Origin of the sequence: Nocardia uniformis NBRC 13702, from assembly GCF_001613345.1 — a bacterium.
GTDB classification, from domain to species: Bacteria; Actinomycetota; Actinomycetes; order Mycobacteriales; family Mycobacteriaceae; genus Nocardia; species Nocardia uniformis.
Window position 1 is genome coordinate 182,363 of the sequence record NZ_BDCE01000057.1, and the last position, 21,995, is coordinate 204,357.

Annotated in this window: 21 protein-coding genes and 2 pseudogenes; 9 read left to right on the forward strand and 14 right to left on the reverse strand. The window is 64.3% G+C overall.

Translation table 11 applies throughout. The annotated features are described in order from the left end of the window. Nucleotides 1–13 precede the first annotated feature (13 nt). From NU1_RS20970 to NU1_RS21025, 13 genes and pseudogenes are all read right to left on the reverse strand, one after another. Complete coding sequence (locus NU1_RS20970; RefSeq protein WP_245720222.1) at nucleotides 14–1,045, reverse strand: C40 family peptidase; 1,032 nt, start codon at nucleotides 1,043–1,045, stop codon at nucleotides 14–16. 20 nt (nucleotides 1,046–1,065) lie between these two features. Further along, nucleotides 1,066–2,541 carry a putative type IV secretion/conjugal transfer ATPase gene (locus NU1_RS20975; protein ID WP_157552660.1) on the reverse strand — a complete coding sequence of 492 codons (1,476 nt, stop codon included), beginning with the start codon at nucleotides 2,539–2,541 and terminating at the stop codon, nucleotides 1,066–1,068. 198 nt (nucleotides 2,542–2,739) lie between these two features. Next, nucleotides 2,740–4,236: an SCO6880 family protein gene (locus NU1_RS20980; protein WP_067523491.1), complete on the reverse strand. Its 1,497-nt coding sequence runs from the start codon at nucleotides 4,234–4,236 to the stop codon at nucleotides 2,740–2,742. A gap of 60 nt (nucleotides 4,237–4,296) precedes the next feature. Next, complete coding sequence (locus tag NU1_RS20985) at nucleotides 4,297–5,793, reverse strand: hypothetical protein (RefSeq protein ID WP_157552663.1); 1,497 nt, start codon at nucleotides 5,791–5,793, stop codon at nucleotides 4,297–4,299. After that, nucleotides 5,787–6,611 carry a DUF8175 domain-containg protein gene (locus tag NU1_RS20990; protein WP_067523493.1) on the reverse strand — a complete coding sequence of 275 codons (825 nt, stop codon included), beginning with the start codon at nucleotides 6,609–6,611 and terminating at the stop codon, nucleotides 5,787–5,789. Before NU1_RS20990 ends, NU1_RS20985 begins: the two co-directional genes overlap by 7 nt. Next, complete coding sequence (locus tag NU1_RS20995) at nucleotides 6,611–7,237, reverse strand: DUF8175 domain-containg protein (protein WP_245720223.1); 627 nt, start codon at nucleotides 7,235–7,237, stop codon at nucleotides 6,611–6,613. Before NU1_RS20995 ends, NU1_RS20990 begins: the two co-directional genes overlap by 1 nt. A gap of 2 nt (nucleotides 7,238–7,239) precedes the next feature. After that, a complete protein-coding gene (locus NU1_RS21000) occupies nucleotides 7,240–7,503 on the reverse strand; it encodes a hypothetical protein (RefSeq protein ID WP_157552666.1) in 264 nt (87 codons plus the stop codon). A 16-nt stretch (nucleotides 7,504–7,519) separates the two neighbouring features. After that, a complete protein-coding gene (locus tag NU1_RS21005) occupies nucleotides 7,520–7,807 on the reverse strand; it encodes a hypothetical protein (RefSeq protein ID WP_067523495.1) in 288 nt (95 codons plus the stop codon). After that, on the reverse strand, nucleotides 7,804–8,379 hold the full coding sequence (locus NU1_RS21010) for a DUF6668 family protein (protein WP_157552669.1): 576 nt from the start codon (nucleotides 8,377–8,379) through the stop codon (nucleotides 7,804–7,806). The genes NU1_RS21005 and NU1_RS21010 overlap by 4 nt, the downstream gene beginning before the upstream one ends. A gap of 41 nt (nucleotides 8,380–8,420) precedes the next feature. Further along, nucleotides 8,421–9,062 (reverse strand): hypothetical protein, encoded by a 642-nt coding sequence (locus tag NU1_RS43370; RefSeq protein ID WP_245720224.1) that lies wholly within the window; start codon nucleotides 9,060–9,062, stop codon nucleotides 8,421–8,423. A gap of 33 nt (nucleotides 9,063–9,095) precedes the next feature. After that, a pseudogene (locus NU1_RS44305) lies at nucleotides 9,096–9,845 on the reverse strand (cutinase family protein); the annotation flags it as partial. A 768-nt stretch (nucleotides 9,846–10,613) separates the two neighbouring features. After that, nucleotides 10,614–11,048: a DUF4254 domain-containing protein gene (locus NU1_RS21020; protein WP_067523498.1), complete on the reverse strand. Its 435-nt coding sequence runs from the start codon at nucleotides 11,046–11,048 to the stop codon at nucleotides 10,614–10,616. A gap of 50 nt (nucleotides 11,049–11,098) precedes the next feature. Then, nucleotides 11,099–11,374 (reverse strand): hypothetical protein, encoded by a 276-nt coding sequence (locus tag NU1_RS21025; protein ID WP_067523499.1) that lies wholly within the window; start codon nucleotides 11,372–11,374, stop codon nucleotides 11,099–11,101. 174 nt (nucleotides 11,375–11,548) lie between these two features. Here NU1_RS21025 and NU1_RS21030 point away from each other — a divergent pair, with 174 nt between their 5' ends. The 5 genes from NU1_RS21030 (at nucleotide 11,549) to NU1_RS21060 (ending at nucleotide 15,557) form a co-directional block, all read left to right on the forward strand. After that, nucleotides 11,549–12,418, forward strand: coding sequence for a helix-turn-helix domain-containing protein (locus NU1_RS21030; RefSeq protein WP_067523500.1), 870 nt, complete (start codon nucleotides 11,549–11,551; stop codon nucleotides 12,416–12,418). Continuing rightward, on the forward strand, nucleotides 12,415–12,774 hold the full coding sequence (locus tag NU1_RS21035; protein WP_067523501.1) for a DUF397 domain-containing protein: 360 nt from the start codon (nucleotides 12,415–12,417) through the stop codon (nucleotides 12,772–12,774). The genes NU1_RS21030 and NU1_RS21035 overlap by 4 nt, the downstream gene beginning before the upstream one ends. Nucleotides 12,775–13,458: 684 nt before the next feature. Then, entirely contained in the window at nucleotides 13,459–14,046 is a 588-nt protein-coding gene (locus NU1_RS21050; RefSeq protein WP_067523504.1) for an RNA polymerase sigma factor, read from the forward strand. A 353-nt stretch (nucleotides 14,047–14,399) separates the two neighbouring features. Further along, entirely contained in the window at nucleotides 14,400–14,807 is a 408-nt protein-coding gene (locus tag NU1_RS21055) for an ATP-binding protein (RefSeq protein WP_245720230.1), read from the forward strand. Nucleotides 14,808–15,044: 237 nt separating this feature from the next. Further along, nucleotides 15,045–15,557 carry an SHOCT domain-containing protein gene (locus NU1_RS21060; RefSeq protein WP_067523505.1) on the forward strand — a complete coding sequence of 171 codons (513 nt, stop codon included), beginning with the start codon at nucleotides 15,045–15,047 and terminating at the stop codon, nucleotides 15,555–15,557. 126 nt (nucleotides 15,558–15,683) lie between these two features. Here the strand turns inward: NU1_RS21060 and NU1_RS21065 are convergent, their stop codons facing one another. After that, nucleotides 15,684–16,550 carry an alpha/beta fold hydrolase gene (locus NU1_RS21065; RefSeq protein WP_067523506.1) on the reverse strand — a complete coding sequence of 289 codons (867 nt, stop codon included), beginning with the start codon at nucleotides 16,548–16,550 and terminating at the stop codon, nucleotides 15,684–15,686. A 485-nt stretch (nucleotides 16,551–17,035) separates the two neighbouring features. On the opposite strand from NU1_RS21065, the gene NU1_RS21070 reads away from it, so the two are divergent. The 4 genes and pseudogenes from NU1_RS21070 to NU1_RS44310 form a co-directional block, all read left to right on the forward strand. After that, nucleotides 17,036–19,447: an ATP-binding protein gene (locus NU1_RS21070; RefSeq protein ID WP_281221258.1), complete on the forward strand. Its 2,412-nt coding sequence runs from the start codon at nucleotides 17,036–17,038 to the stop codon at nucleotides 19,445–19,447. Beyond that, the gene (locus tag NU1_RS21075) at nucleotides 19,444–20,574 is read left to right on the forward strand and encodes an aminotransferase class V-fold PLP-dependent enzyme (protein WP_067523508.1); all 1,131 of its coding nucleotides are present in this window, start codon (nucleotides 19,444–19,446) and stop codon (nucleotides 20,572–20,574) included. The genes NU1_RS21070 and NU1_RS21075 overlap by 4 nt, the downstream gene beginning before the upstream one ends. Continuing rightward, entirely contained in the window at nucleotides 20,484–21,503 is a 1,020-nt protein-coding gene (locus NU1_RS21080) for an aminoglycoside phosphotransferase family protein (RefSeq protein WP_084521657.1), read from the forward strand. Before NU1_RS21075 ends, NU1_RS21080 begins: the two co-directional genes overlap by 91 nt. A gap of 134 nt (nucleotides 21,504–21,637) precedes the next feature. Then, nucleotides 21,638–21,831, forward strand: a pseudogene (locus NU1_RS44310) (hypothetical protein); the annotation flags it as partial. Nucleotides 21,832–21,995 lie beyond the last annotated feature (164 nt).

The following is a 21,995-nucleotide window of genomic DNA, read 5'->3' on the forward strand; positions in this document are numbered from 1 at the left end:
GAGCTGTTTCCGGTCAGTCATGGCCGCTACCTCCATCGGGTGCGGGACCGAAGCGGCGAATATCCCACCGTTCGCCAGCCCACTGTGAAAGCGGGCTGTAGCCGAGCGGGACACCGAATGTGGCAGCGTGCAGGACCATTTCGGTGCCGTCGATATCTCCGGCGTAGATGACGACGTGATGTGAGTCCTGCTGGCCCGGGATCGTGAAGTAGATGAGGTCACCGGGGCGGCGCTGGTCAGCGCCGATAATGCTGGCGCGGGGGTCGTCTTGTTGGGCTTGGGTGTAGTGCGGCAGGGTAATCTGCCCGCCGGAGGCGGCGTGCACGGCGTACAGGACCAGCCCGGAACAGTCGAATCCGCCATTGGTGGGGCCGTTTTCGTCTCCGCCACCCCACACGTATGGGGTGCCGACCCATGGTTGGGCTGCGGCCAGCACTCGGTGCCCGAACCCGTCACCGGCCGGTGCGGACTGCGCGCATGCGGGGGAGGGGATGCCGATCAACGGCGCGAGGTGCGAGAGGAGCTGGGCGACGCGGTCGATGTCGTGGGAATAGGCTTCCGGCTTCGCGGAGCGTTCGACGGCTTGGGCGAGCGCGGTCGGGGGCATGGTCGGCCAGTCGGGGATCTTCTCGAGCTGGTCGTAGAACCAGTTCGCCTGGTGTGTGGGGTTCATCAATTGCGCGATGCCGACCGCCCCGTGCAGGGAGGCTCGTATCTGCCAGGGCCCGAGCGAGTCGTGGTCGCTGCCCACGGCATCGTGGTCGTACCGCAATGATTCCGGCACGTTGGTGTTGGCGAAGTTGCGTAGGTCGCTTTCGGTGGTCGCGGCCAGCAGCGCGGCGGTGATGCCGTGTTCGCTGATGCCGCGTTGGCGTCCGATCTCGATGGTCATCCGTGCCAGGGCCAGCTGCTTGTCGGAGTAGCCATCGAGTGCCGGGGTGCTTGTGTCGCTCGAATATGTCGGGCAGCTGTTGTCGGCGGGCAGGATGATCAGGATCACCAGCAGCGGCACCGCCACTACGGCGGCGATGACTGCGCCGATCACGCCCCAACCGTGTCCCCGAGTCATGACCGAGCCTGCCGTTCGGTGTTGGGTTCGGCGCCCGCTCGCTGGGTGGCGAAGGTGAGGAAGCGGGAGTTGGTGTCGCCCAGGTGTTCTCGTTCGATGTCGGTCAAGGCGAGTTGGAAGGGGATGCCGGGTCGGCGGTCTTCACCGATCTTGAGCAGGAACTTGCCGGTTCCCGGTGGCAGCGGCCGATTGTCGCCGAGGCCGGTGATGTCTCCGCTCAGCGCGGCGGGGGAGGACCAGGCGGTGACCATCTCGCGTTCGGTCGCGGTGAACGGCACACGCGAGTCCAGCCGTGAGATCTCCTCTGCGGGCAGGGCTCCGAAAATCTTGGCGCGGGCGCGTTCGAGGAATCCGAGGGCCTTGCTGGCACTGGCTCCGAGGCTGTCGAGGTCTTTGATGGTGTGCGAGATCATGATCAGCGCGCAGGCGATGCCGCGTTGTAGGCGGGTGAGCTCGTCGACGCGGTCGACCATGAACTCACCCATGCCCAGGACTTGCCACAGTTCGTCCATGACCGCTTGGAAGTAGCGTTGCCGGATCAGTCCGGCGTCGGCAAGGGCGTTGTGGGCTTCGATGGCGGCAAAGCCCGTGGCCCAGCACGCGATCATGACCGCGGCTTTGAGTTTCTTGTCCCCGGACGGGATGTGGGACACATCGACGCAGATCGCGGCGGCATCGAGGTCGATGCGGGTAGTGGTGTGCCCATTGAAGATTCGCCCGAACGGACCTTGGGTGAGCGCCCGTAGTGAGCGGCGGATGCCGATGATGGCTTCTCGGTAGGCAGTGTCGGTGTCGGCGGCGGCATCCAGGCAGAGGTCTTCGCCTCCGGCGACGATGACCTTCACCAAATCGTCGATGACGGGCGGCTGGTCCGGGGTGAAGCCACGTCCGCCGGATTCTCTGGGGGTGTGCAGGATTCGCAGCGCGGTGGTGATCACAGTCTGCTCGTAATCGGCCACCCGGGCACCGCGAACCAGTTCGATCAGCGCCGACAGGAGGGATGCCTGCCGCGCGTGCCATTCGTGGCGCATCACCGCCGCGCGCTCACCCTGTCCGGCCTTCTCCAGGGCGAGGACGGCATCGGCGAGCGCTCCGCCGTCGAGAGGATTGAGACGTCCGTATCCGTGACCCAGATCGATGACCTGCCCGCCGACCGCCTCCACCAGCTGCCGGTAGTCGGGTTTGACGTCGGCGAGGATGAGCGGGGTGACACCCTGGGCGATACCGCCGATCACGATCCGCCGCACCAGCGACGACTTCCCGAAACCGTTGAGGCCCAGGACGAACAGGCTCGGCGCGGACAGCAGTCCGGCGCGGGCGAACCAGTTGAGCGGGTCGAAACACACGGGCGCGCCCGTGCGCAGATGCGGGCCGAGCGGGGTACCGATGACCGGTGCACCGGCCCCGACGGCCCACGGCCAGAGGCCGACGATTTGCGCGGTGGTGCCTCGGACTTCCAATGGCCTGCCCACGCCCGCGCACCGGCCTCCTTCCACACCTCGGTAGCCGGTGGCAGTGGCTCGCGCGTTGGGACGGTCGCCTCGTCCTTTCCGATCCTCGGTCTGCTCGCGAGCGGGTTCGCCACCATGGCGGCCGATTAGTCGGCGACGGCGTAGGGCGGGGTCGGATGTGTCGGAATCTGGTGCGCGGCGAGATGATCGGCGCATCGCTCAGCCCTCCAGGAACTTCGGGACGCTGGCATGCTCAGGGAGGATGACCCCGACGCCGAGAGACGCCGCGAACGCCGCGGCTTGGTAGCGGTAAGAGCGCTCGATGTGGAGCCGGCACTGAGTCGAGAGGTCCTTGGTCAAGGCTTCGATGCGGGGCAGATCGGTGCCAGCGGGGCTGGTGACAGTGATCAACAACCCGTAGCGGGTCACGCCGTGCCCTCGCGCCTGCTCGGTGCGGGCCTGCTCGGTCGCCTGGACCCGGATCACCGACGCCGCTGAAGTAAGCCCGCCGCGCTGATTCTGGGAGCCGACGAGGGCATCCTTGTAGTCGTTGTCGACGATCGTGGTCGCCTCCGCCGCCGAATGCGGCCGATACACCACGGCAACCCGCTTACGGGGTAGCTCCGGGTTGGGTTCGAGTAGCCGGGTCAGTACCCGCTCGGTCACCACGCCTTGGGACGCGGCGTCCATCTCCCAGGTCACCGATACCGCGCCCATGTGGCGGTAGTGGTCGCGGCGCTCGTCGTGCTCGCTGGGTCCAGCCTGATCCCAGGTGAGGCCGTGTCCGTCGGGTTCGGTGACGGCGGTTTCCAGGTCGGGTTGCGACGACGGGTCGAAGCTGCGGCGGACGAAGGTGATGATCTCGTCGGCGGTCATCGGACGCGACCGAACGCCGGCGTCCTCGAGTGCGGCGGTGATACCCGGTAGTCGGCGTGCGATTTCCAGGGCCTGTTCGGCGGGGTCTTTGCGTCGTTCCGGCGTGGTGGCGCGCAGTGTGATCGCCAACCTGGCTTCCAGCCGGACGTGTTGCGCGGGCAGCCCGGTTCCCAATGCCCACATCACTTCTCGCGCGACCTCGGGGGCGTCGGGATCGGTGAGCGTTTCGACTTCTTTCAGCAGGCGGTTGCCGGTCTCGGGCACGGTGTCGAGCACCGGGACGATCGCGGCGATATCGGGTTGGCCGCCGATATCGGCGAGGAATCCGCCCCAGGACGCGACCCAGCGGTCCACCACCGGCTGATCCACCGCCTCTGCTCCCTGCGGCCAGCAGGCCAGCACGATCGTGTACTCATGCAGTTTCGGGGCGTGGATCATGCCGAAGGGCCACCCGGCGATATCGCGCCCGGAATACAGACGCGTACTGACCAGTAGACCCGGCAACTGACGCGACCGTCCGGGCAGTGTGGAGAATGCACCACCGTGGTACAGGGTTTCGCGGCGACGCCGGGCATGTACCCACCGGGTCAAGAGGATGGTCCGCTCGTAGCCGGAACGGCCACCGATGCGGATCATCAGCGGTCCGGTCACGGCGGCACCGGCGGCGAGAACGATTGCCGAGGCCGGGAATCCGGCGATCAGATGAGTGATCATCGCTGTGATCACCACGGTGCCCGCGGTCACCATCGCGGGCCACGACAGCCCGAGCAGGCCCTCCGCGCGCGGAACGGTGCCCGCGTTGTAGGTGCGTTCAATGTCGGTTTCGACATGTATCGCCATAGTCAACCCCTCCTTTGTCTCGTCGGTGGGCGTCGGCCAGCGAATTACGCTGGGGGACAGTCAGATTGGAATATCGTCACCACCTCGTTGTCGACGTGGAGGAGTCGGCGGGGGTGCGCCGCGTTTGTTCTGTGGTGGTGCCGCGGGCGCAGCCGCTCCGGTGCTGCTACTCGGTGTGCGGGTGTGGCCGGGTGCTGCGCCGGCCGGAGTGCCGGAACTGCTGGTTGCCGCTGTCGACGACGTATTACTCGGCTTGGCGGATGCTGCTTTGCTTCCCGGCGTCCTGGCTGATGACCGGGTGACGTGACCAGTTGCCGATCCGCCGCTAGCACTCCCGCCTCCAGTACTGGAGGCAGACGTGGCCGCGCCCCGCGAGGCTGCGGAACCTCCGCGCGCGATCAAAGCCTTTCCGCCAGTGGCGACAGCGGCACCAGCGGTCAGCACCATGCCGACGGCCGCCGCGCCCGAGCCACCGGACCCCGCCGCAGAGACGACGGGAGACACCAGGCGCATCAGAGCGGGCAGAACGAACACCGCACAGATCAAGAGCATCAGGCCCACCAAGCGGCGCTGCCCGGCGTCGGCATCCAACGGAGCGGTCGGGTTCATCGCCGAGGTGGTGTCGACCGTGGAGAAGGCAATCAGGTACACCAAGGCCGCCACGGGTTTCCACAGCAAAAACGCCACGACCCAAGACCACAACCGGTCGTGTGCGTGCTTGCCGGAGCCGAGCCCGGACCCTGCCGCCGCGATCGGCAACAACCCCATCGCGACGACGAGGAACGCCTGCCGCAGGATGGCCATCACCGCCATCGCCAACGCCCCGAGCATGCCGACACACGCCACGATCAGGATCAACCCCGGGGAGAATCCCGTGTAGGCAGTGGTTTCGACCATGAATGCCGCGGTGCCAGCGGCATTTCCGTCGGTGACATCGTCGATGATCCAGGCCGCGAATGCATCCGAAGCCCGCGACGCACTCAAGATGACCGCTCCGGCGATCCAGACCGCGACCACCGAGCGGGCCAGCACCCGCATCACCTCACCGGCTTGCTCGCCGTGGGCGTTATGGCGGGCGATCGCGATACGTACCGCGCCCACCATCACCGACGCGGCCAGACAGTAGACCTGAATATCGGTGGTGTACTTGCTGATTCGCGCCCACAAGTCCTGTTCAGCCAGCAGCTTGTCGTTGGGAAGGTGGGTCCACCACACCAGCGACATGATCAATGCCTGCCCGAGCCCGTGAAGTAAGGAGTCGACGACCGATCCGAAGGTCGTGTCCCACGCCTTGTCCTTCACCGCGTCGACCGCATCGGTCGGATGCAGGGCCACATTGCCCGCCTTACATGCCGCAGACGCCGCGTCCCCGAGAAAGCCCAGGCCGGGGACACTGTCAACGGCGTCGTGCAGCTGGTTGCACGCTTGATCGAATCCGTAGGAACCCGGATCGGCCATGCTGCTGCCCGCCCCGACACCCAGTACAGCGACCACCGCGACCACGACCGCCGCCACGATGCGTCGCGCACGTAGATGGGTGGGTGACCGGGTCACCATGGCGTCCACCCGAGGATCGAGGAGATCTGCTGACCTCCGTTGACCTCGCTGCTGGGCAACAGATTCCAGTCACCACCGGTCCAGACCACCGACACGGGAACAGCGGTCCACGTCGGTGCCTGCTGGGGCGTGCCGGGCTTGGCCCGCACGGCGATCTTCAGTACGCACAGATCCGGCGACCACGACACGACCTGGTAGGCGTCGGGAGCGATGACCCAGCGCGTTACTTCCTCGGGCTGGTGTGTTGGCAGCGTCCCGGCCGCGACCTTGCTCCGGTAGGTGTCCATGTCTTGGCGGCTGTAGTTGACTCGGGCGACCACTGCCGGGTCAGCGGGACGCGCCGCCAGCTGATGAGTGATGTACACCCCGGCCAGCGCTGCCCCACGCGGTGAGTGCGCATATCCGGCGGCCATCCCGTCACTGATGCGGGCGGGCCCATCGGAGGTCGAGAACGGCACCGACACCCCGAAGACCCGCTGCCACCCACCCCGTCCGGTAGTACCCGCAGGAGACGCGGTCAGCCACGACGGATCAGACTCCGTCACCGGTGAACCCGTCTGCGGCAGTGGCTGACCCGCCTCGGCGGCCGGGACATCCACCCGCCGCCCGTAGACATCGGTCACCGGCACACCGAATCCGTCATTGCTGCCGCCGGGCACAGTCGCGGGCACAGTCGGCTCGGGCTCGTGCTGCTCGTCGGAGTCACCGCCACGGATCGTGAACACGATCGCCGCCGCGATCACGATCAGGGCCACGAACAGTGCGGCCAGCAGCCAGCTTTTCGAACGAACACCAGCACCACCGTTGGATGCGTTCATCACGATCTCTCCAATCTCACTGCGTCATCAGGGATTCGGTGGACCGGCTCGACCAGGCGATCGGTCGAGCCAGGGTCGGGAAGCTGTAAACGCCAGTCCTCGCCCAGCCACACCACGACCGTGTGGGTAGCCGCGAGCGAGGCGTCCGGGTAAGCGGTGAACACGGTCACCTGTGCCCGCATGTCCAGGACGTATTCAGAGATTCGGTAACCGACGATCCGCGGAGCGGTCTCGGATTCGGCGGGCCCGGTGATCGAGATCAGCACCCGCGCCGTCGCCCAGGCGTCCTTGCCTGGACCAGGAGCCAGCTCCGCCGCTGCGATCTGTGCCCACGTGGAATCGGGTGCGAGCGACATTCGCGTGGTGTGCACGATCGCCGCGATCGCCGCTCCGGACGGCGCACGGTCGAAACCCACCGCGACAGCCGGGGTATAGGTGCGCGGTCCTTGCTCGGACAGCGGGATCGCTACGCCCTGGTAGTCGGTCCACCGAATTCCCGTCGGTGCGACCGACACGTCGACGGCGTCGGCGTCAGCGTCGCTGGTTCTGTGCTCGGAACGCGAGCATGCGCTAGTCAGCAGCACGGTGGCGGTGAGAAGTGCGGTGATCGCCAGCAGCAGCTTCATCGTCAGCTCCCCAGCGCCGTTGCCGCGATCGGGACAGCGACGGCCGCTACGGCGGTCGCCACGAGCGTGACCGCGATGGCGGTACCGGCGTGGCGACCGTGCATTTCGGACTGACGCCGCTCCATCCACAGCTGCGCTCCAGCCGCGATGAGCTTGGCCAGTAGCACCACCTCGCAGCCCCACAGCAGCCACGAAAGCAGCTGCCGCAGCGGTCTACTCACATCCGGGTCCAGCTCGGTCGCGGCCCACATCAGCGTGCTCATCATGACGATCACCAACCCGTTACGTGGTGAGTACGACGGTGTTGAGGATCGTCGACGCCGACGTGGCGACGATGCCGCCGATCAGCGCGGCGACGACCATTTTCGGTGATTCCAGGACCCCGCCGGTCCAGCGTTCCCACGCGAATTTGCCTCCCGCGTAGGTGATTCCGGCGACTCCGGACAGCATCACACCCCATAGCAGCCATCGGACGAGGCGGATGACCGCATTCGATCCGGGCGGAGCCTCGGAGGTGATCGGCTCGATGGCGGACACATCGATCGTGAGTAGTGCATAGATGGTATTCATGACGACCGCCCTTCTTCCTCAGCAGGGTCAGATCCGAATTGCTCGACGAGGGTGAGGATTTCGTGTTCGACGGCGGCGATATCGGCAGGAACCGAGGTGTCGCGCCAGCCGAGGTCTTCGCTGCTGCGGCCGAACACCCGCAGCGGCTGTTGGATGAATTCCTCGTGCCAGCGAACCCGCCAGATGTTGTCGGTCAGCGCGCCGTACAGGGTCAGGTCGCGGCGAATCACCGTCGACCTGCGGCCAGGCCGCGCCGCGACGGTCACCAGCCCCAGAACTTGGGATCCGCCCGCGAGGGCGGCATGGTGTTGGCGCAGCAGCGCATCCGCCGCCGCGAGACCGGTCACCGTCTCACGCGCCACCAGCACAACGAGTTTCGATTCGTTGGCGGTCGGAGCCGGCCACATCCTGGCGCAGTCGGCGGCATCGGACCACATCCACGCCAGGGTGCTCACCCCGGCTCCGCCATGCGCGCCGAGCAACCAGAACAGCGGGACCTTGCCGTCCGCGGTTTGTGCGGAACAGGGCTCGGTCAGCACTCGAGCCCGCTGCGAGACTGGCGGTGCGACCACCGCACGAGGCTGGAGCCGACGGTGCAGCAACCCGGCGGATCTCACCGCGCACCCCCGCCATTGGCGGCGGCGATGTCGTCGGCCACTGCGGTCAACCAATCCACTGTCGCTGCGGTCGCAGTCGTACCCGAGGACGTGGGTGCGGTCTGGTAGGAGACGTGGCGGGCGATGGTGTCGCTGAACTTCGTCCACGTTGCCAGGTCCAGCAGCTCCTGGTTATCGGTTACGTTCTGCTCGATCGCGTCGAACGCCTGCTGCACAAGCCGACTCGTGGTCGCAGGCGGAATCACTTCCGGGATCGCCGCCGCGAGTTTCTGCCCGAACAGGGCGATTGCCGCCCCGGGATTGGCCAGACCCACCGACACCAACTCCGCGATATTGGATGGTGTCAGCAAGGTTTGGGCGAGTGTCGTCACCGCGTTGAGCCCGATTGTGGCGACCTTGAACAGCGCCTGTACGCCAGCATCGGCATCCACGGTCGTCCGCGGATCGGAGGCTTCGGCGACCCTCTCCGACAACGACTTCTGCGGATTCAGCGACAGACTCGCCAACGATGTGCCGGATACGTCCTCGTTCACGACAGTGACAGAGGTCTTGAAGGCGGTGAACGCCAACGCTTCCGACACCGACTGCAACGCCTTGAGTGGATCGCTCAAGTCGGACTGGCCGACAAGGTTCGTCACCACCCGCAGAATCGGTGCGCCGCTTGGTGCGTCACATGCCAGATCGCCTGTCGCACACCAAGAGGCAACCCGACCAGTTAGTGAACCGAAGTTGGATGCGATATCACGTTGCGGTCCGATTCCACCTCCGGACGCCTCTGGTTGAGACAGCGGAGCCAGGGCTTGCACGGCATTCCCGGACGTACCCGGAGCGGGGTCCGGCGCTGACTTGCCCGGTGCACCAGGAAAGAGCGAGGAATCAGGATTGCGTGTCGGATCGGCGAAGAGCGCGACTGCCGCAATCCGATCTGCGGACACGGCACTCCCTCCGCGGCCGATCTCCTGAGCGAACATCGAGGCGATGTGAGATCCCTGCGAGAACCCCACGATCGCGAGGTAGGAACCCGGGCACCGCCTCAGTTGCTCGGACGCCATATCCCGAAGGTTTTGCAGCCCAGTGGAGACCGATGCCGAGTACGGCTCGGCACTACCTGCTGTTGCGCCGCCGAACCCGGCTGGGTAGGCGACATAGAGTCGATCTGCTTTGCCGCCCGCGCGAACCATCAGCGGTCTCATCACGTTGTCACCGAGGAATCCAGAGTCGGTGCGGACATCCGCATCCGGCGCGGACTCGCCAGTTCCCTGCACCCCCAACGCGATTAGGCCCGGACACCCAGAGTCATTCGGAAGTTCGGCTATTGCGGTACCCGCTGTGACACCGGCTGCGACGATGATTCCGGCGACCGTCGCAGCTGCCGTTCGGAACGTGGTGCTGGTTCGAACCGGCCTGAATGGACGCTTCATTGCAGCCCTCCTCCCACCTCCGGATCTCCATGCAGGCAGGCGGTTTGGGACTCGCGACACATGATGCGTGCGGTCGACCACGCCCTGCCGCAGGGGCAGAGGGTTTGTGCGATTGATTAGGTGAAAGACATGCGTGAGAAAGGTCCACCCGGTTACGCAGGAATGGAGATCACGCCTTCAGGTACTGCCACCGCAGATCCCTGGAACGGTCAGTCACGGGGCGGTTATTTGAGCCACGCTTTGGCGTTTGCTGCAATGTCGCTTCCGTACTGAGTGGCTCCAGAGTAAGACCTCCGGAGTGACGTACGCAACAATTTCTTTGGGCATGCCGCTCACCGGCCGGAAGAATGCCGGAACAATTGCCGGTGGGGTGGTTGGTATGACGGGGTGTATTCGGCCTCGGTAGAGGTGGAAGGTGGGGGACACGCGGTCGAGCTGACCGCTAGAACGCGGTCATCGGCAGTGGAGTTGACCTGCGCCGTGGACGTTGCGCCTGGCTTCGCGCCGTTCGCGCTCGATCCGAGCGGCAATGCTCTGCACCGTCCAACACTCGTTTGGTCGTGGGGGAGCGTGGACGGGATTTACTGTCGCGGTGAGCCACATGCGGGTCCATACCGTCACTCCGCCAACGCAAATACCGATAAAGAACGGCCATATCAGTGTGAGCACCACGACCTCCTGGTTTCGGGAAGCTACCTCGGAATATGAAACGTGTTGGCGATCGACCTCGACTTCGTGCCCGGCGGAATCCGCTCTTCGCGGTCGGCGCTACGTGATTTCTGGTTTCGTATAGGGCAATCGCCGTCGTCCGGTAGACACCTCGTCCTTGAGGTCCTCGTAGCCGACGGCCAGTTCGGCCAGCCGTTCCCAGGCGTCCCACAGTTCCCATTCGGCGGTGCTCGTCAACGCCGCATGCGCGTACGCCGTGAACTTTGCGAGCCGATCGATGACCGTGCCAAGGCTCTCGGTGTGCAGGCGAGCGCAACCCAGCGATGGCGGTAGCTGCTGAGCAACCCACTGGTTGATGTCACGGACCAGACCGATGCGCCGCTGCTCGATCTCGGTCCGGGAGGACTCGTCCGTTCCTAGTAGCCGCTGGTGAATCTCGGACAGCTGGCTCGCCCACTGGAGTAAAGGGTGGTGATCTTGTACGTCACCACGACACGCGGCAAGAAGCCGATTCTTGCTGGGTAACAGATCCATTCGATTCAACCCCTCATCAGGTGGTGGACCCGAAACTTCTTCTGCTCGGTTCAGGAGGCCCGATTGCGGCGCGGCGATGGACGATTCCAGGACGGCGCGACGACCACCAGACCCACGGCTTCGAGCGCCGTCAGCCCTATCGGGCGTGTGAGCGTCTCGACGTCCGCGACGATGTCGGCGATCTGAATCGCGGCTAGCGCCTGCGCTGCGGTGAGCGTGCGGCCCGGTAGGAACGACACGACCCAGGCGTCCTGGCCAACCGACGTCGCTTCGTGGCCGCTGCGGTCGCTGACGATCCGCGTGCGGTCGACTACGTGCACGGACATCGTTCCTCGATCCCGCCGGATGCGATCTCGGCTGGAGGTATCGGGTGTGACGGCTGACACGCTAAAGGTTAGTATCGTATACTGCAAATCGCAAGTAGAAATGTATAGCGCAATGGGTTAGTGGGTTCTTGGTACCCTGAACCGGTCAACCCTTCGGGTGAAGGAGGTTTCGCAGTGGCTTTGAGCTCGCCGACCGTCGCTCGATGGGAGCTGGCTATTCGCTTGCGGCAGCGGCTCGATCTTCTGGGCATCAAGGCTCCGGCGCTCTGCAAGGAGGTCGGGATCACTCCCGCCTACTGGTCGCATGTCATGACTGGCCGCAGCGTTCCCACGGAAGAGAAGCTGAACCAGGTGTTGGGCGTGCTGGAGTTTCCGGCCGAGGAACGGCCAGAAGTGCTCGAGTTGCGAGCTGCCGCCAAGGAGTCGGGGCGTTGGGCTCGCTTCTCGGCATTGTTCGGCGATGAGCTCATGCGGCTGTACGGGCTCGAGCACGGCTCTCACAGCATTCGCGAGTACGAGGGTGTGCTTGTACCGGCCATGCTCCAGACGCCCGATTACATTCGGGCCCTTATGAATTCGCCCTATGGTGTGCGGTCGGCAGTCGAAGCCGACCAGTATGTCGAGGCGAGGCTGATGCGACAGGAGAGGCTGACCGGGCCAGAGCCGTTGCGCTTTACGGCGATGCTCACAGAATCGGTTTTGCTGCACCGTCCATGGGGCGGGAAGATCCAGGTCGACCAGCTGCGTCATATACAGGCGTTGATGGAGAAGTACCCGGAGACCGTCGACGTTCGCGTGATCCCTTTCGATGCTCCCGAATACGCGGCGCTGAGTGGGACGGTCTATCTGATCGACTTCGCCAGCTCTCGACTTCCCACAGTTGCTTGGTATGAGAACGCGCTGTTCGGGCAGGTAGTCGAAGATGCAGTTCAGGTCCGCAACCTCAACTATGTCTACGAGCAGGTTTTCGCGGCCATGCCGAGCCGCGGGGAATCATTCGCCCGGATCGACAAGACCGCGCGCGAGCTAGCATCGAGGTTATGAGCACTACCGGTTCTGATACCTGCAGAGACACCTGGTTCAAATCGAGCTTCTCGAAAGAAGCGGGTACATGTGTCGAGGTTCGTTTCACCGGTGACGCGGTGCTCATGCGCGACAGCAAGTACATTGGCGCTGCTCAGGATCAGCCGACCATCATGATTCCGATCGTGCTCTGGCCGAGGATTCTGGAAGTGGCCCTGAGTAGATCGTCTAGCAAGTCCTATGACGGCTTGGCGATCGATGTGAACGACGACGGCAGCGTGGTGGTCAGCGATGGGCGCGGTGTGCGTATGGCCTTCACCGCAGACGAGTGGGACGCTTTTGCCAAGGGAGTCGCTGACGGCCAATTCGATCGGTGATGTCGTGCGTTCATATGTGCTTGTTGCACAGCAAGGTTAGGATTGCAGAGCAATCGGCGGTCCAAGACGTCTGGCTGTCGTCGCGAAGCGATCGCAGGATGGTGGCGGCGTGGTCGACGAACAGCAGGTGACCGGCGTCCTCAACGATGACGAGCTCACTGTTGGGAAGGGCGGCTTGCAGGCACCGAGCGTCGGCAACCGGTGGAACGTAGTTATTTGAGGTGTGCAGTATTCGCCTGCCGGACCGCTGAATAGGGAAGTGTCGTCCGCTCTGCGCGCTGTCGTGGAACGGGCTCTCCAGGGAGGACTTTCCCCTTCGTGACATCCCTCTGAACAGGGCATCTCGAGGTTTGGACGGAGCGTTCGAGTACATGGTGTGACGTCGATACGGATCATTGAGACTCTGCAGTCTCATGCTGGGTCGCCGGCTTTGTTGGCCGTGGCGGTCGTGCTTCTTCCCGAGATCGTGTATCTGATCTTCTCCCGAGTGCGAGACTGCCAGCGGCACTTCGTAACTCGAATGATCCTGCGGGAGTCCAGGTGTGGCACGACGACGGTCGTCCGGATCACCGACAAGGGGCGGTGGGGTCGCGTGTCGAGCTATACCGTTGAGATTGCCCCCGACCAGCCCACGCCAGTTCTGGGATCGAGGTCCGGGCGGTCCCGGCGAAAGGGGACTTCCCGATGACTACCTGGGACTCGCTGCCATGGGCGAAGCAGATCGAGGAACTGTTCCGCTGGCATGCTCCAGGGGTCTACCGGTTCGCGCTGCGCGGTCTCGGAGATGTCGAGCAGGCCAAAGACGTTGTGCAGCAGGTGTTTCTCGCTGTGTGCAACCAGTATGAACGGCATTTTCTTGCTGAATCCGACGATCATCAGGCGGCATTGATCATGACGATGGCGCGGCGCCGCGTAATCGACTGTTGGCGCCAGGCAAGTCGTGCGAAGGAAACACTGTACGGCGACCTCGGGGCACTCGACCGGCCGCAGCCGGAACTACTCGAAATGTCTCACCGCATCACTCGGTCGGACCGGATCATGGAGGACGCTGAACTGCGACGGTTCTGGGAAGTGCTTACTCGTGACCTCACCGAGTCGGAGTACCGGGTGGCGTTGATGTCGTGGGACATGGAGATGTCCACCGAAGACATCGCCCGGGTTCTGAACACGACTTCCCATGCCGTGGTTACCCATCGATCGCGGGCCAGGAGGAAGATAGGGAAGGTGCTGTCCCGACGTAGTGAATGGGACGAAGGAGGTGCCGGCGCATGATGGCGAAAGACCCCGATGCTCGACCGCGGAGCCTGTTTCGGGAGTTGGATGGGTATCTCGCCGACACTGACTCTGCCTTCGAATTCGACGTGGACGCGGGATTGGATCGGCTCAAGGCCGCCCATGAGTTCGATGTGGACGCTGGTCTGGATCAGCTCAAGACCGCAGTCGAGGGCGGCGCACTCAACCGGGTTGCGGAGACGGGCAGGTTGGGCACGGGCACCATGCGTTCGATAGCGTCGACCCGCGCCGTCGGCCCACGGCGGCGCCCACCCTCCCGCCGCACAGTTGCCGGAGCCGACAGTGATCAAGAGAAGTCCTCACCATGGTCGGGGGCTATCGTCTCGAAGGGCATATTCTTCGTAGCGGTGAAACAATCGGTCGACATCACGATCGCCCGTCTGGCGGTACTGGAACTCGCAACCACGTTGGGGTTTCCCCTAACTGACAGAACCATGATTGCCACCGCAGTGTCGGAGGTTGCTCGCAACATTGACAACTTCGCAGGTCATGGCGAAATTCACGTAGCAGTCGAGGATCGGGAGGGCCGTCCGGCACTGGTGATTCAGGCCGTCGATGACGGACCCGGTATCCCGGATATTCAGAGAGCTCTCGAGGATGGCTATTCCACCGGGCGCGGACTTGGTCTCGGGCTGCCAGGGGCACGCCGACTGATGGACAGACTGGTCATCGAATCGAACCCGGGTGCAGGGACATTCGTGGAAATGTGGAAGTGGATACCTTACGAAGGCAGCGACTAGCCTCGGCCATTCCTGCGGGAGGTTGGGGTGGGAAGTGCGCTGCGCACGCCAGTCGGCGGTGTTCTCAGGTGGATCGGAGCTCGCGAGGGATTGTCCGCGACGAACCCCATTGGCGTGCACCATTCTGGTGGCCGGACTGAGTAGAACTCCCGACCAGGGCTTGAAGCCATCGAAATTCTGGTCCGCTGGCCCTGCTGTCCGGCGCGAAGGGGTCAGCCGCACGAAGGATCCGGGCTAATGTTGACCGGCGCAAGGACCACCGACAAGCATGAAGGGGCGCAGTGCATGCCAGACCACCCGATCTCGCACGGCCTAGGCTTCCCTCATGGGGGCTTGATCGAGCACCCTGACGGGACTGTCGAGTACCGACAGACAGGGAAGATCCTGCCCGCGTTCAGGGTTCGGGTGCGAGACGTGACGGGCTTCTCTGTCCGAAAGGTAACGCGTGACGACAAGAAGCGACTGAAGGCGACGAGCATGCAACAGGTGCTGACCGTGCAGGGCTCGGGCACCACGCTTGCCGAAGTCGCGATCAACCACGGCACCGCTCAGAAGATCGAAGACTTCTTCCGCGCGCATCGAGACTTCGGCATTGACACACAGTCGTCAGCGCCCGCCGAGCACCAGAGCCCACAAGCTGTGGCACCGACCTCAGTCGCCGACGAACTCATGAAGCTCGCTCAGCTCAGAGACGCTGGAGTCATCACACCTGACGAGTTCGCAGCACAGAAGTCGAAGCTGCTCGGCTGAGGCGAGCGATCAGAGTCGCCCAGGAGCTCGCTGACGAGTAGTGAGCGCCGAAACCCGGCCACGGGATGGCCACCGCGAGCGAATTGCTATTGGACGCAACATTGTTTCCTCTGGCGCGACTCACTGTCAATCGGCTGCGGGGCTGGTGCTTCGGATCGATTGCAGTATTTCTGCGGCGTGATCGACGAACAACAGGTGACCGGCGCCCCCGATGATCTCGATCGTGCTGTTCGGGATGGCTTTCGCGAGCCTCATTGCGTCTTCAATCGGCACGTTGCCATCGCCGTTCCCGTGCCAAATCTCCACAGGCACAGTGATATTGGCTGGATCGAACCCCCACGGCCGCGCGAACAGCACCTGGAAATCGACCGCCACACCCCGGCTGCCCGACTCGAACGCTGTGTAAATGTTCTCCGCGAGCCTGTCCCGCAACCAGTTGTCCCCGGCGATCCGGGCGCGATCAGCCGGGGACATCCGCGCGATCATCGCGTCCAACCCTCGCGGCTTACGCACCACCTGCGCCATCCGTGCCGCCGCTGGGCGTGCCAGAAATGGAAACCTCCTCAAGATCAGCAGGCCCCCTGCAGGTTTGACCCCGGCGGAGCCCTTGCTGGCGGACTGATCGTCGAACGGGGCTGGAGAACTCACCGCGATCGCCTTGCTGACCCGGTCGGGCAGCCGGGCTGCCGCCGCGAGCGCGTACGGCCCACCTGCCGATGCGCCGAGTACGGCGAAACGCTTCATGTGGAACCGGTCGGCCACCGCGGCCACGGTGTCGGCGAAGTCCGCGATCTGCTGGCGCGGCGACATCGCCGACATACCCATGCCTGGCCGATCGATCGCGATCAGCCGCACGCCCACCTCCGCCGCCGCAGCGTCAGCGAAAGCAACGGCCTCCACGTGCGAGCCGGGCGCGCCGTGGAACGCCAGCACCGGGTACCCGTCCCGGTCGCCGCACTCCATCCCGCCCAACCTTGCACCCTGCAGCGTCATAGTCCATGGTGCTGGAGTCGTCACACCCGCAGAATAAGTTCAGCCAATGACAGCACACCGAAATCGAGAATGCTGTCCGGATTTTGGTATTTATCTGCCCTGACGTGCATAAATAGGTCGATCGACCGGAAGGGGCAGGGCTATTTCGAGGCCACGAATCCCGATATGCACTGCCTGCCCGTCGCGGGATCTGGCTCGCCGTCGGCCCAGTCTCGCGTGCCACGGGCAACCTACTGCCACCGCTGCAGTCTTAGCGCAAGCGTTCGATGCACTGATCGAGTGAAAGCGGTCGACAGGTTGGATCCGGCGGGGCTCCCATGGGCCAGCCAGGGCTGCATCGCCGCCGGTCATGCGGGGGCCTCGTAGATAGACCAATCGTCGACCGGCACGGGAAGCTCCTCAACGAGTCGCCATACTTTGCAGCGAATTTGACTGTGCCGAACTATAATTCGTGTCCTGCCGTGCATGCTGCTGACGGGGAGGGGATGCGGTTGTCGCGCATCGATGCACCACCGGCTCTAGTTGATCGTGTTGATGAGATGGCTCTGTTATTGGAGCGGGCCGGTCGTGCGGTGCAGACCGGAGAGGGCACAGTCATCGTTCTGCGGGGTGAGGCCGGCGTTGGTAAGAGCACCCTGCTGGCGACGTTCGGTGAGCGCGCGATAGAGCATCATGCGGGAACAAGTCTGTTGGCCGGGTATGGCCAGGCGATGCTGAATTCGCTTGCCTCGGATTCGTTTCAGCCGGTGCGCGAGTGCCTGCGGTCGTTGACGGCGTCGGCGCAGCGGTCGGGTTCGCGATCAGCGCTGGAGCGAGTGGTGTCGTCCTTCGGCACGCACGCCCCGGATTGGATCGAGTCGGTGCCGGTGGTGGGGCAGCTACTCGCGGCAGGGGTGCGTACGGGGCAGACGTTCGTCGAATCCGGTCGGGGCACAGTCGAGGTCGACAGTCGGTTGGATCAGTTGGTGCGGTTGATCGAGGATCTGGTGAGCGAGCATCCCTTGTTGATGGTGCTCGACGATCTGCACTGGGCCGACACCGCCACTATAGATCTGCTGACGACGATCGCGCTTCGGGTCGATGGCCCCTTGGTGTTGGTCCTCGCGTACCGGCCGGACCAGTTGCAGTCGGTGGAACAGACGCATCCGTTGCAGCGGGCGGTGTTTCGGCTGTGTCGCTATCGTCCGGAGAGCACGGTGATCGATCTTCCTCGGTTGACCCGTGGTGACACCGAGGTGTTGGTGCGTCAGGCCGCGGACGGAAGGTCGATGGCTCCGCACGTGGTGTCGCGGATTGTTCGGCTCAGTGCCGGCAATCCGTTGTTCGCCGAATCGCTGGTGCGCGTCGGTGATCACGGGGATGGGTCGGCTCCTGTGCAGATCATCGCGGTGCTCGAGGAGCGGCTGTCGTATCTGTCGGGGGAGGATCAGCGGCTGTTGGAGACAGCGGCCTTGATCGGATACAGCTTCGAGGTCGAGTACTTGTCGCGTCTTGTGCGCCAGGATATCGACGACGTCTACGAGCGATTGGACGTGCTCTACAGCCAACACGGGCTGGTGCGTCCGGCCGAGCCGCGCGGCGACTACGACCGCTATGTCATCCACCATCCGTTGTTCGCGCAGATCCTGCGCGAACGCGGGACGGCCAACCCGCCGCGATGGCGGCGCCAGCATGTCCGGTTCCTGGAGATTCTCGAGGCCGAGTCGGACTGGGATGACGAGATGGCCGTCCGGGCGGCCGCCGCAGCGGTCGCAGCCCGAAATCGGACTCGGGCAGGGGAGTTGGCGCTGGCCGCCGCACGGCGGCAATTCACGTTGGGAGCGGTGTCGAAGGCGCGGGATCTGGCACGGATCGCCGTCGAACAAACACCGTCCTTTCCTGCGTATGCCCTGCTGGCCGAATGCCTTTCGGCCGAAGGCGATCACGTCGGCGGCACCAACGCCTGTGCTGCCGCGCTGGCCTGCGCAGGGGAGGAGCCGGTCGCGCCGGCGCTGGAAGCGCATGTGCGACTGCTGTGGGCTCGCAACCTGCGTATGACCTGCCAATGGGAGGACACCAGCCGCGTCCTGAACGACATCGTCGCCGCCCACTCCGATTCCGGGCAGCTGCTCGCCGAAACGCTGATGCTCCAGGCCGAAGTCGCGTTGTGCGGGCCGATCCAGGACGCCGTCGGATGCATCGCCCTGTGCGACAGGGTCGCCGCGATGACCACCGACGCCGAGGTCCGCTCCCGCGCCCTCGGACACCGCGGCCTCGCGCATCTGGCCGCAAACCAGCCCGCCGACGCCGAGCGACTACTGACACGAGCCATCGACACCGCGCGTTCGACCGGGCACCCCTACGCCGAGTACGAGGCACTGCACTGGTTGAGTAAGAAGACCATGGCCTGCCTCGAGCTCGAGCGATCCTGGGAGCTGCTCGAAGAGCTGGCACGGATGTCGCAGAACTCAGGTGTCGCCAGCGAAAACCCGCCCCATCTACGCGATTCGAGCCGCGTGCTCGGCCTCCAGCGACGGTATCCCGAGGCGGCGGAGGCGTTCGCGCGATATCTCGACATCAGTTTGCCTACAGCCTTCGGGCGCGTCGCGACTACGCTCGCCTGTCAGATCCGCGAACTCGAAGACATACATGGTCGCGCGGCTGGCGAACGTTTCCTCGCGGAACTGCGTGGCGTGTGTCGTGAGGAACTGCTCGCCGCGGATCGTTGTGCCCGCCTGGCCGATCATCTGTGGGCACTCTCGCACCGGCCGCCCGGCTGGGACGCTGTTTCCTTCGCCGTTGCGCACCTCGGTGTCGCTGCAGCGGATGCGGAGGCCGCGGATGCGATCTTCCGCTTCGATGTACCCAGTCTCGCTCACCTGCGAGCCGCTTTGCGCGGTACTGGGGGAGGGGCGTGAAAACCGTGCGCTGTCACGATTTTCCGCTCAGTCCAGACATCATCCAGCTCAACCACGCCTCCTATGGACTCGCCTCGCATGAGGTACTCGAAGCCGCTGAACGCTTGCGCGTCCATATCGAATCCGATCCCACCCGGTACCTCGGTGCGGAACTTACCGAAAACCTGCGCACCCAGGCAGGTCTCGCCGCGACTGCATTGGATCTCGACGGAGACCGAACCACGTTGTGTAGCAACGCCACTTCCGGAGCGGCTGCGATCATTGCTTCGCTTCCTCTCGGCCCCGGTGACACCGTGGTCGTTCTCGACACCGAGTACTCCTCCATTCACCGCGCCTGGGAAATCGCCTGCGCTCGTTCGGGTGCACGTTGTCTCACGGTGCCGGTGCCGCTCCCTTTCATCGATTTCGAATCTCTCAGTGTCACACTCGACGGCAGTGTTCCGGATTCGGTGACCTACCTGCAGGCCAGCCTCATCTCCTCATCGACGGCGATCCGACTTCCAATCGCCGATCTCTCAGCCTGGGCACGGCTGCGCGGTGGACGGTTGATCCTGGATGCCGCCCACGGCCCCGGCCATGTCGAACTCGAGCCCACGGATGGCATCGTCGCGGCAGCCTTCGGCACTCTTCACAAGTGGCTCCCCGCAGCGCGGTCGGTCGGGTTCCTTTGGCTGGCACCGCAACTCATAGACATCGTTCGTCCAGCTGAGGTGTCGCTGACGTGGGATTCCTCGGACTTGATCGAACGCTTCTCCTGGCCCGGCACGTTCGATCCTGTTCCGCGCCTGTGTCTGGGCGTCGCATTGCGCCAGTGGCAGCGGTGGCACACCACAGGTCGTCTCGCAGGTTGCGAGAAGCTCGCTGATTACGCAAGCGAAGTTCTGACAGGGCCGAGAGCCCGACCCACCGCAGGGCAGAGATACCTTCCACCGCGGATGCGGTCCTTCATCCTGGATGGCGTGACCGTAGCCGAGGTGAAAGCCGCTCTACTCGAGTCCGGTATCCGCGCGTGGGTCGGTCCGGGATCGAACGAGGAATGCCTGCTCCGGATCTCGACACATATTTACAACGAGAACGCCGACATCGACCTTCTCGCCGAGAAGCTTCAGGAGGTACTGCCCCGATGAACGTGCCTCCCATACCCGAACGGCTCGAGCGAGCAATTCTCTTTCTCCGCGGCGACGAAGACGGTCGCGCGTGGCTCGACGCTCTTCCGGCGCGCATCGATTCCTATAGCCGACAGTGGCACCTGACCACGGATGCCATCGCCGACAGTGGAGCCATGTCGTGCTGCGTCTACTGCACAACATCGGACGGCACCGCCGCCGTATTGAAAATTCCCGTCGACTCCGAATCCGGCAACACGGAAGTACAGCTGCTGCAACGATGGTCGGAAGCGGATGCGGCACCGCGAATCCTTGATCGGGACGACGGATCCGGAGTTTTCCTCATGACCAGGATCCTCCCTGGAACGATAGCCTGGCCCGTCGACGGCCGCGCGGACGCCGACCGGTTCGGCGAACTACTCACCCGCCTCAACCGCTCGGGATCATCGACTCGACCCGCGCTGAAGGATCTCGCTGACATCGCCGAGATGCGCATGGATTGGGCGCGAGACCGGTTCGCCGACCCTCAATACGCCGAGGATATGGAGTACTTCTCCGCGGCGGAGCACCTCGAACAGGCTAAACGGGTCCTCGCTGCATTGCTGGACACATCTGCGCAGCAGTATGTACTCCACGCGGACCTCCAGGCTAAGAACATTTTGCAAGGTCCTGACCACTGGTTCACCATCGACCCGCTCGGCGCGGTTGGTGACATCAATGCCGAAGCCGCGTTGTGGATCGCTATTCAGGACGGTCCGGTGTCCACCGAAGACCGAATCGAACAACTCGCGCACCACTCGCTACTTGATCCAATACGACTGCGTGCGTGGTCATTTGTCTTCTCGGTCGCTGAGTACCGGCCCTACCTGGTGCCTTCCGCGAAACAGATGGCCGCCTTCGTCGCCACCACTGACCCCAATCAGACGATAACGCGGCTGCACAAATCTTGATTGCGCAGATCGGGTGGAGGTGCGCGAAGTGGGCCTGATTACCGGGCGGGCATGCAGTCGTTGTCAGCGTTATCCGGCGAATGCCGTAACCGCCCCAAGAGCACCAGACGTCGCGATGACTCGGCAATGGCTTGACCAACGCCGTGATCGCCTGGACCGCCGAGTATTTGAGCTCGCCGGGGACAGATGTGTCGCGTCGTCGCCGAGACCTTGCGCGTATCTCCCCAGTCATAGTGAGAGCATCAACTTCTTCGGTGCCAACGAAGTCGACATCGACGCGAAACTCGCTGCGCTCAGCATTACCGGCTTCCGGCCGCCGCGCCTGTGACACTCTTCTAACGGCTTGCCCACCGGCAGGGTGTCTGCACACGGGTACCGGCCCGCGCCTTGCGGCTGGCCGCTCGGCACCTATAACAATCTGGACACGCGACCAATCGTGCTGTGCCGCGCATTCGATCCAGTCGCGGCGAATCACTCAGCCTCCGAATGCCT

Excerpts from the sequence above, each read along its gene's own strand:
- NU1_RS21025 (WP_067523499.1), bottom strand. The coding sequence starts at position 11,374 with ATGTCCGTGCACGTAGTCGACCGCACGCGGATCGTCAGCGACCGCAGC.
- NU1_RS21060 (WP_067523505.1), top strand. The coding sequence starts at position 15,045 with ATGTTGACCGGCGCAAGGACCACCGACAAGCATGAAGGGGCGCAGTGC.
- NU1_RS21065 (WP_067523506.1), bottom strand. The coding sequence starts at position 16,550 with ATGACGCTGCAGGGTGCAAGGTTGGGCGGGATGGAGTGCGGCGACCGG.
- NU1_RS20980 (WP_067523491.1), bottom strand. The coding sequence starts at position 4,236 with ATGGCGATACATGTCGAAACCGACATTGAACGCACCTACAACGCGGGC.
- NU1_RS20990 (WP_067523493.1), bottom strand. The coding sequence starts at position 6,611 with ATGAACGCATCCAACGGTGGTGCTGGTGTTCGTTCGAAAAGCTGGCTG.
- NU1_RS21050 (WP_067523504.1), top strand. The coding sequence starts at position 13,459 with ATGACTACCTGGGACTCGCTGCCATGGGCGAAGCAGATCGAGGAACTG.
- NU1_RS21070 (WP_281221258.1), top strand. The coding sequence starts at position 17,036 with ATGCGGTTGTCGCGCATCGATGCACCACCGGCTCTAGTTGATCGTGTT.
- NU1_RS21000 (WP_157552666.1), bottom strand. The coding sequence starts at position 7,503 with ATGATGAGCACGCTGATGTGGGCCGCGACCGAGCTGGACCCGGATGTG.
- NU1_RS21035 (WP_067523501.1), top strand. The coding sequence starts at position 12,415 with ATGAGCACTACCGGTTCTGATACCTGCAGAGACACCTGGTTCAAATCG.
- NU1_RS20995 (WP_245720223.1), bottom strand. The coding sequence starts at position 7,237 with ATGAAGCTGCTGCTGGCGATCACCGCACTTCTCACCGCCACCGTGCTG.
- NU1_RS21080 (WP_084521657.1), top strand. The coding sequence starts at position 20,484 with ATGCCTGCTCCGGATCTCGACACATATTTACAACGAGAACGCCGACAT.
- NU1_RS21005 (WP_067523495.1), bottom strand. The coding sequence starts at position 7,807 with ATGAATACCATCTATGCACTACTCACGATCGATGTGTCCGCCATCGAG.
- NU1_RS21020 (WP_067523498.1), bottom strand. The coding sequence starts at position 11,048 with ATGGATCTGTTACCCAGCAAGAATCGGCTTCTTGCCGCGTGTCGTGGT.
- NU1_RS20985 (WP_157552663.1), bottom strand. The coding sequence starts at position 5,793 with ATGGTGACCCGGTCACCCACCCATCTACGTGCGCGACGCATCGTGGCG.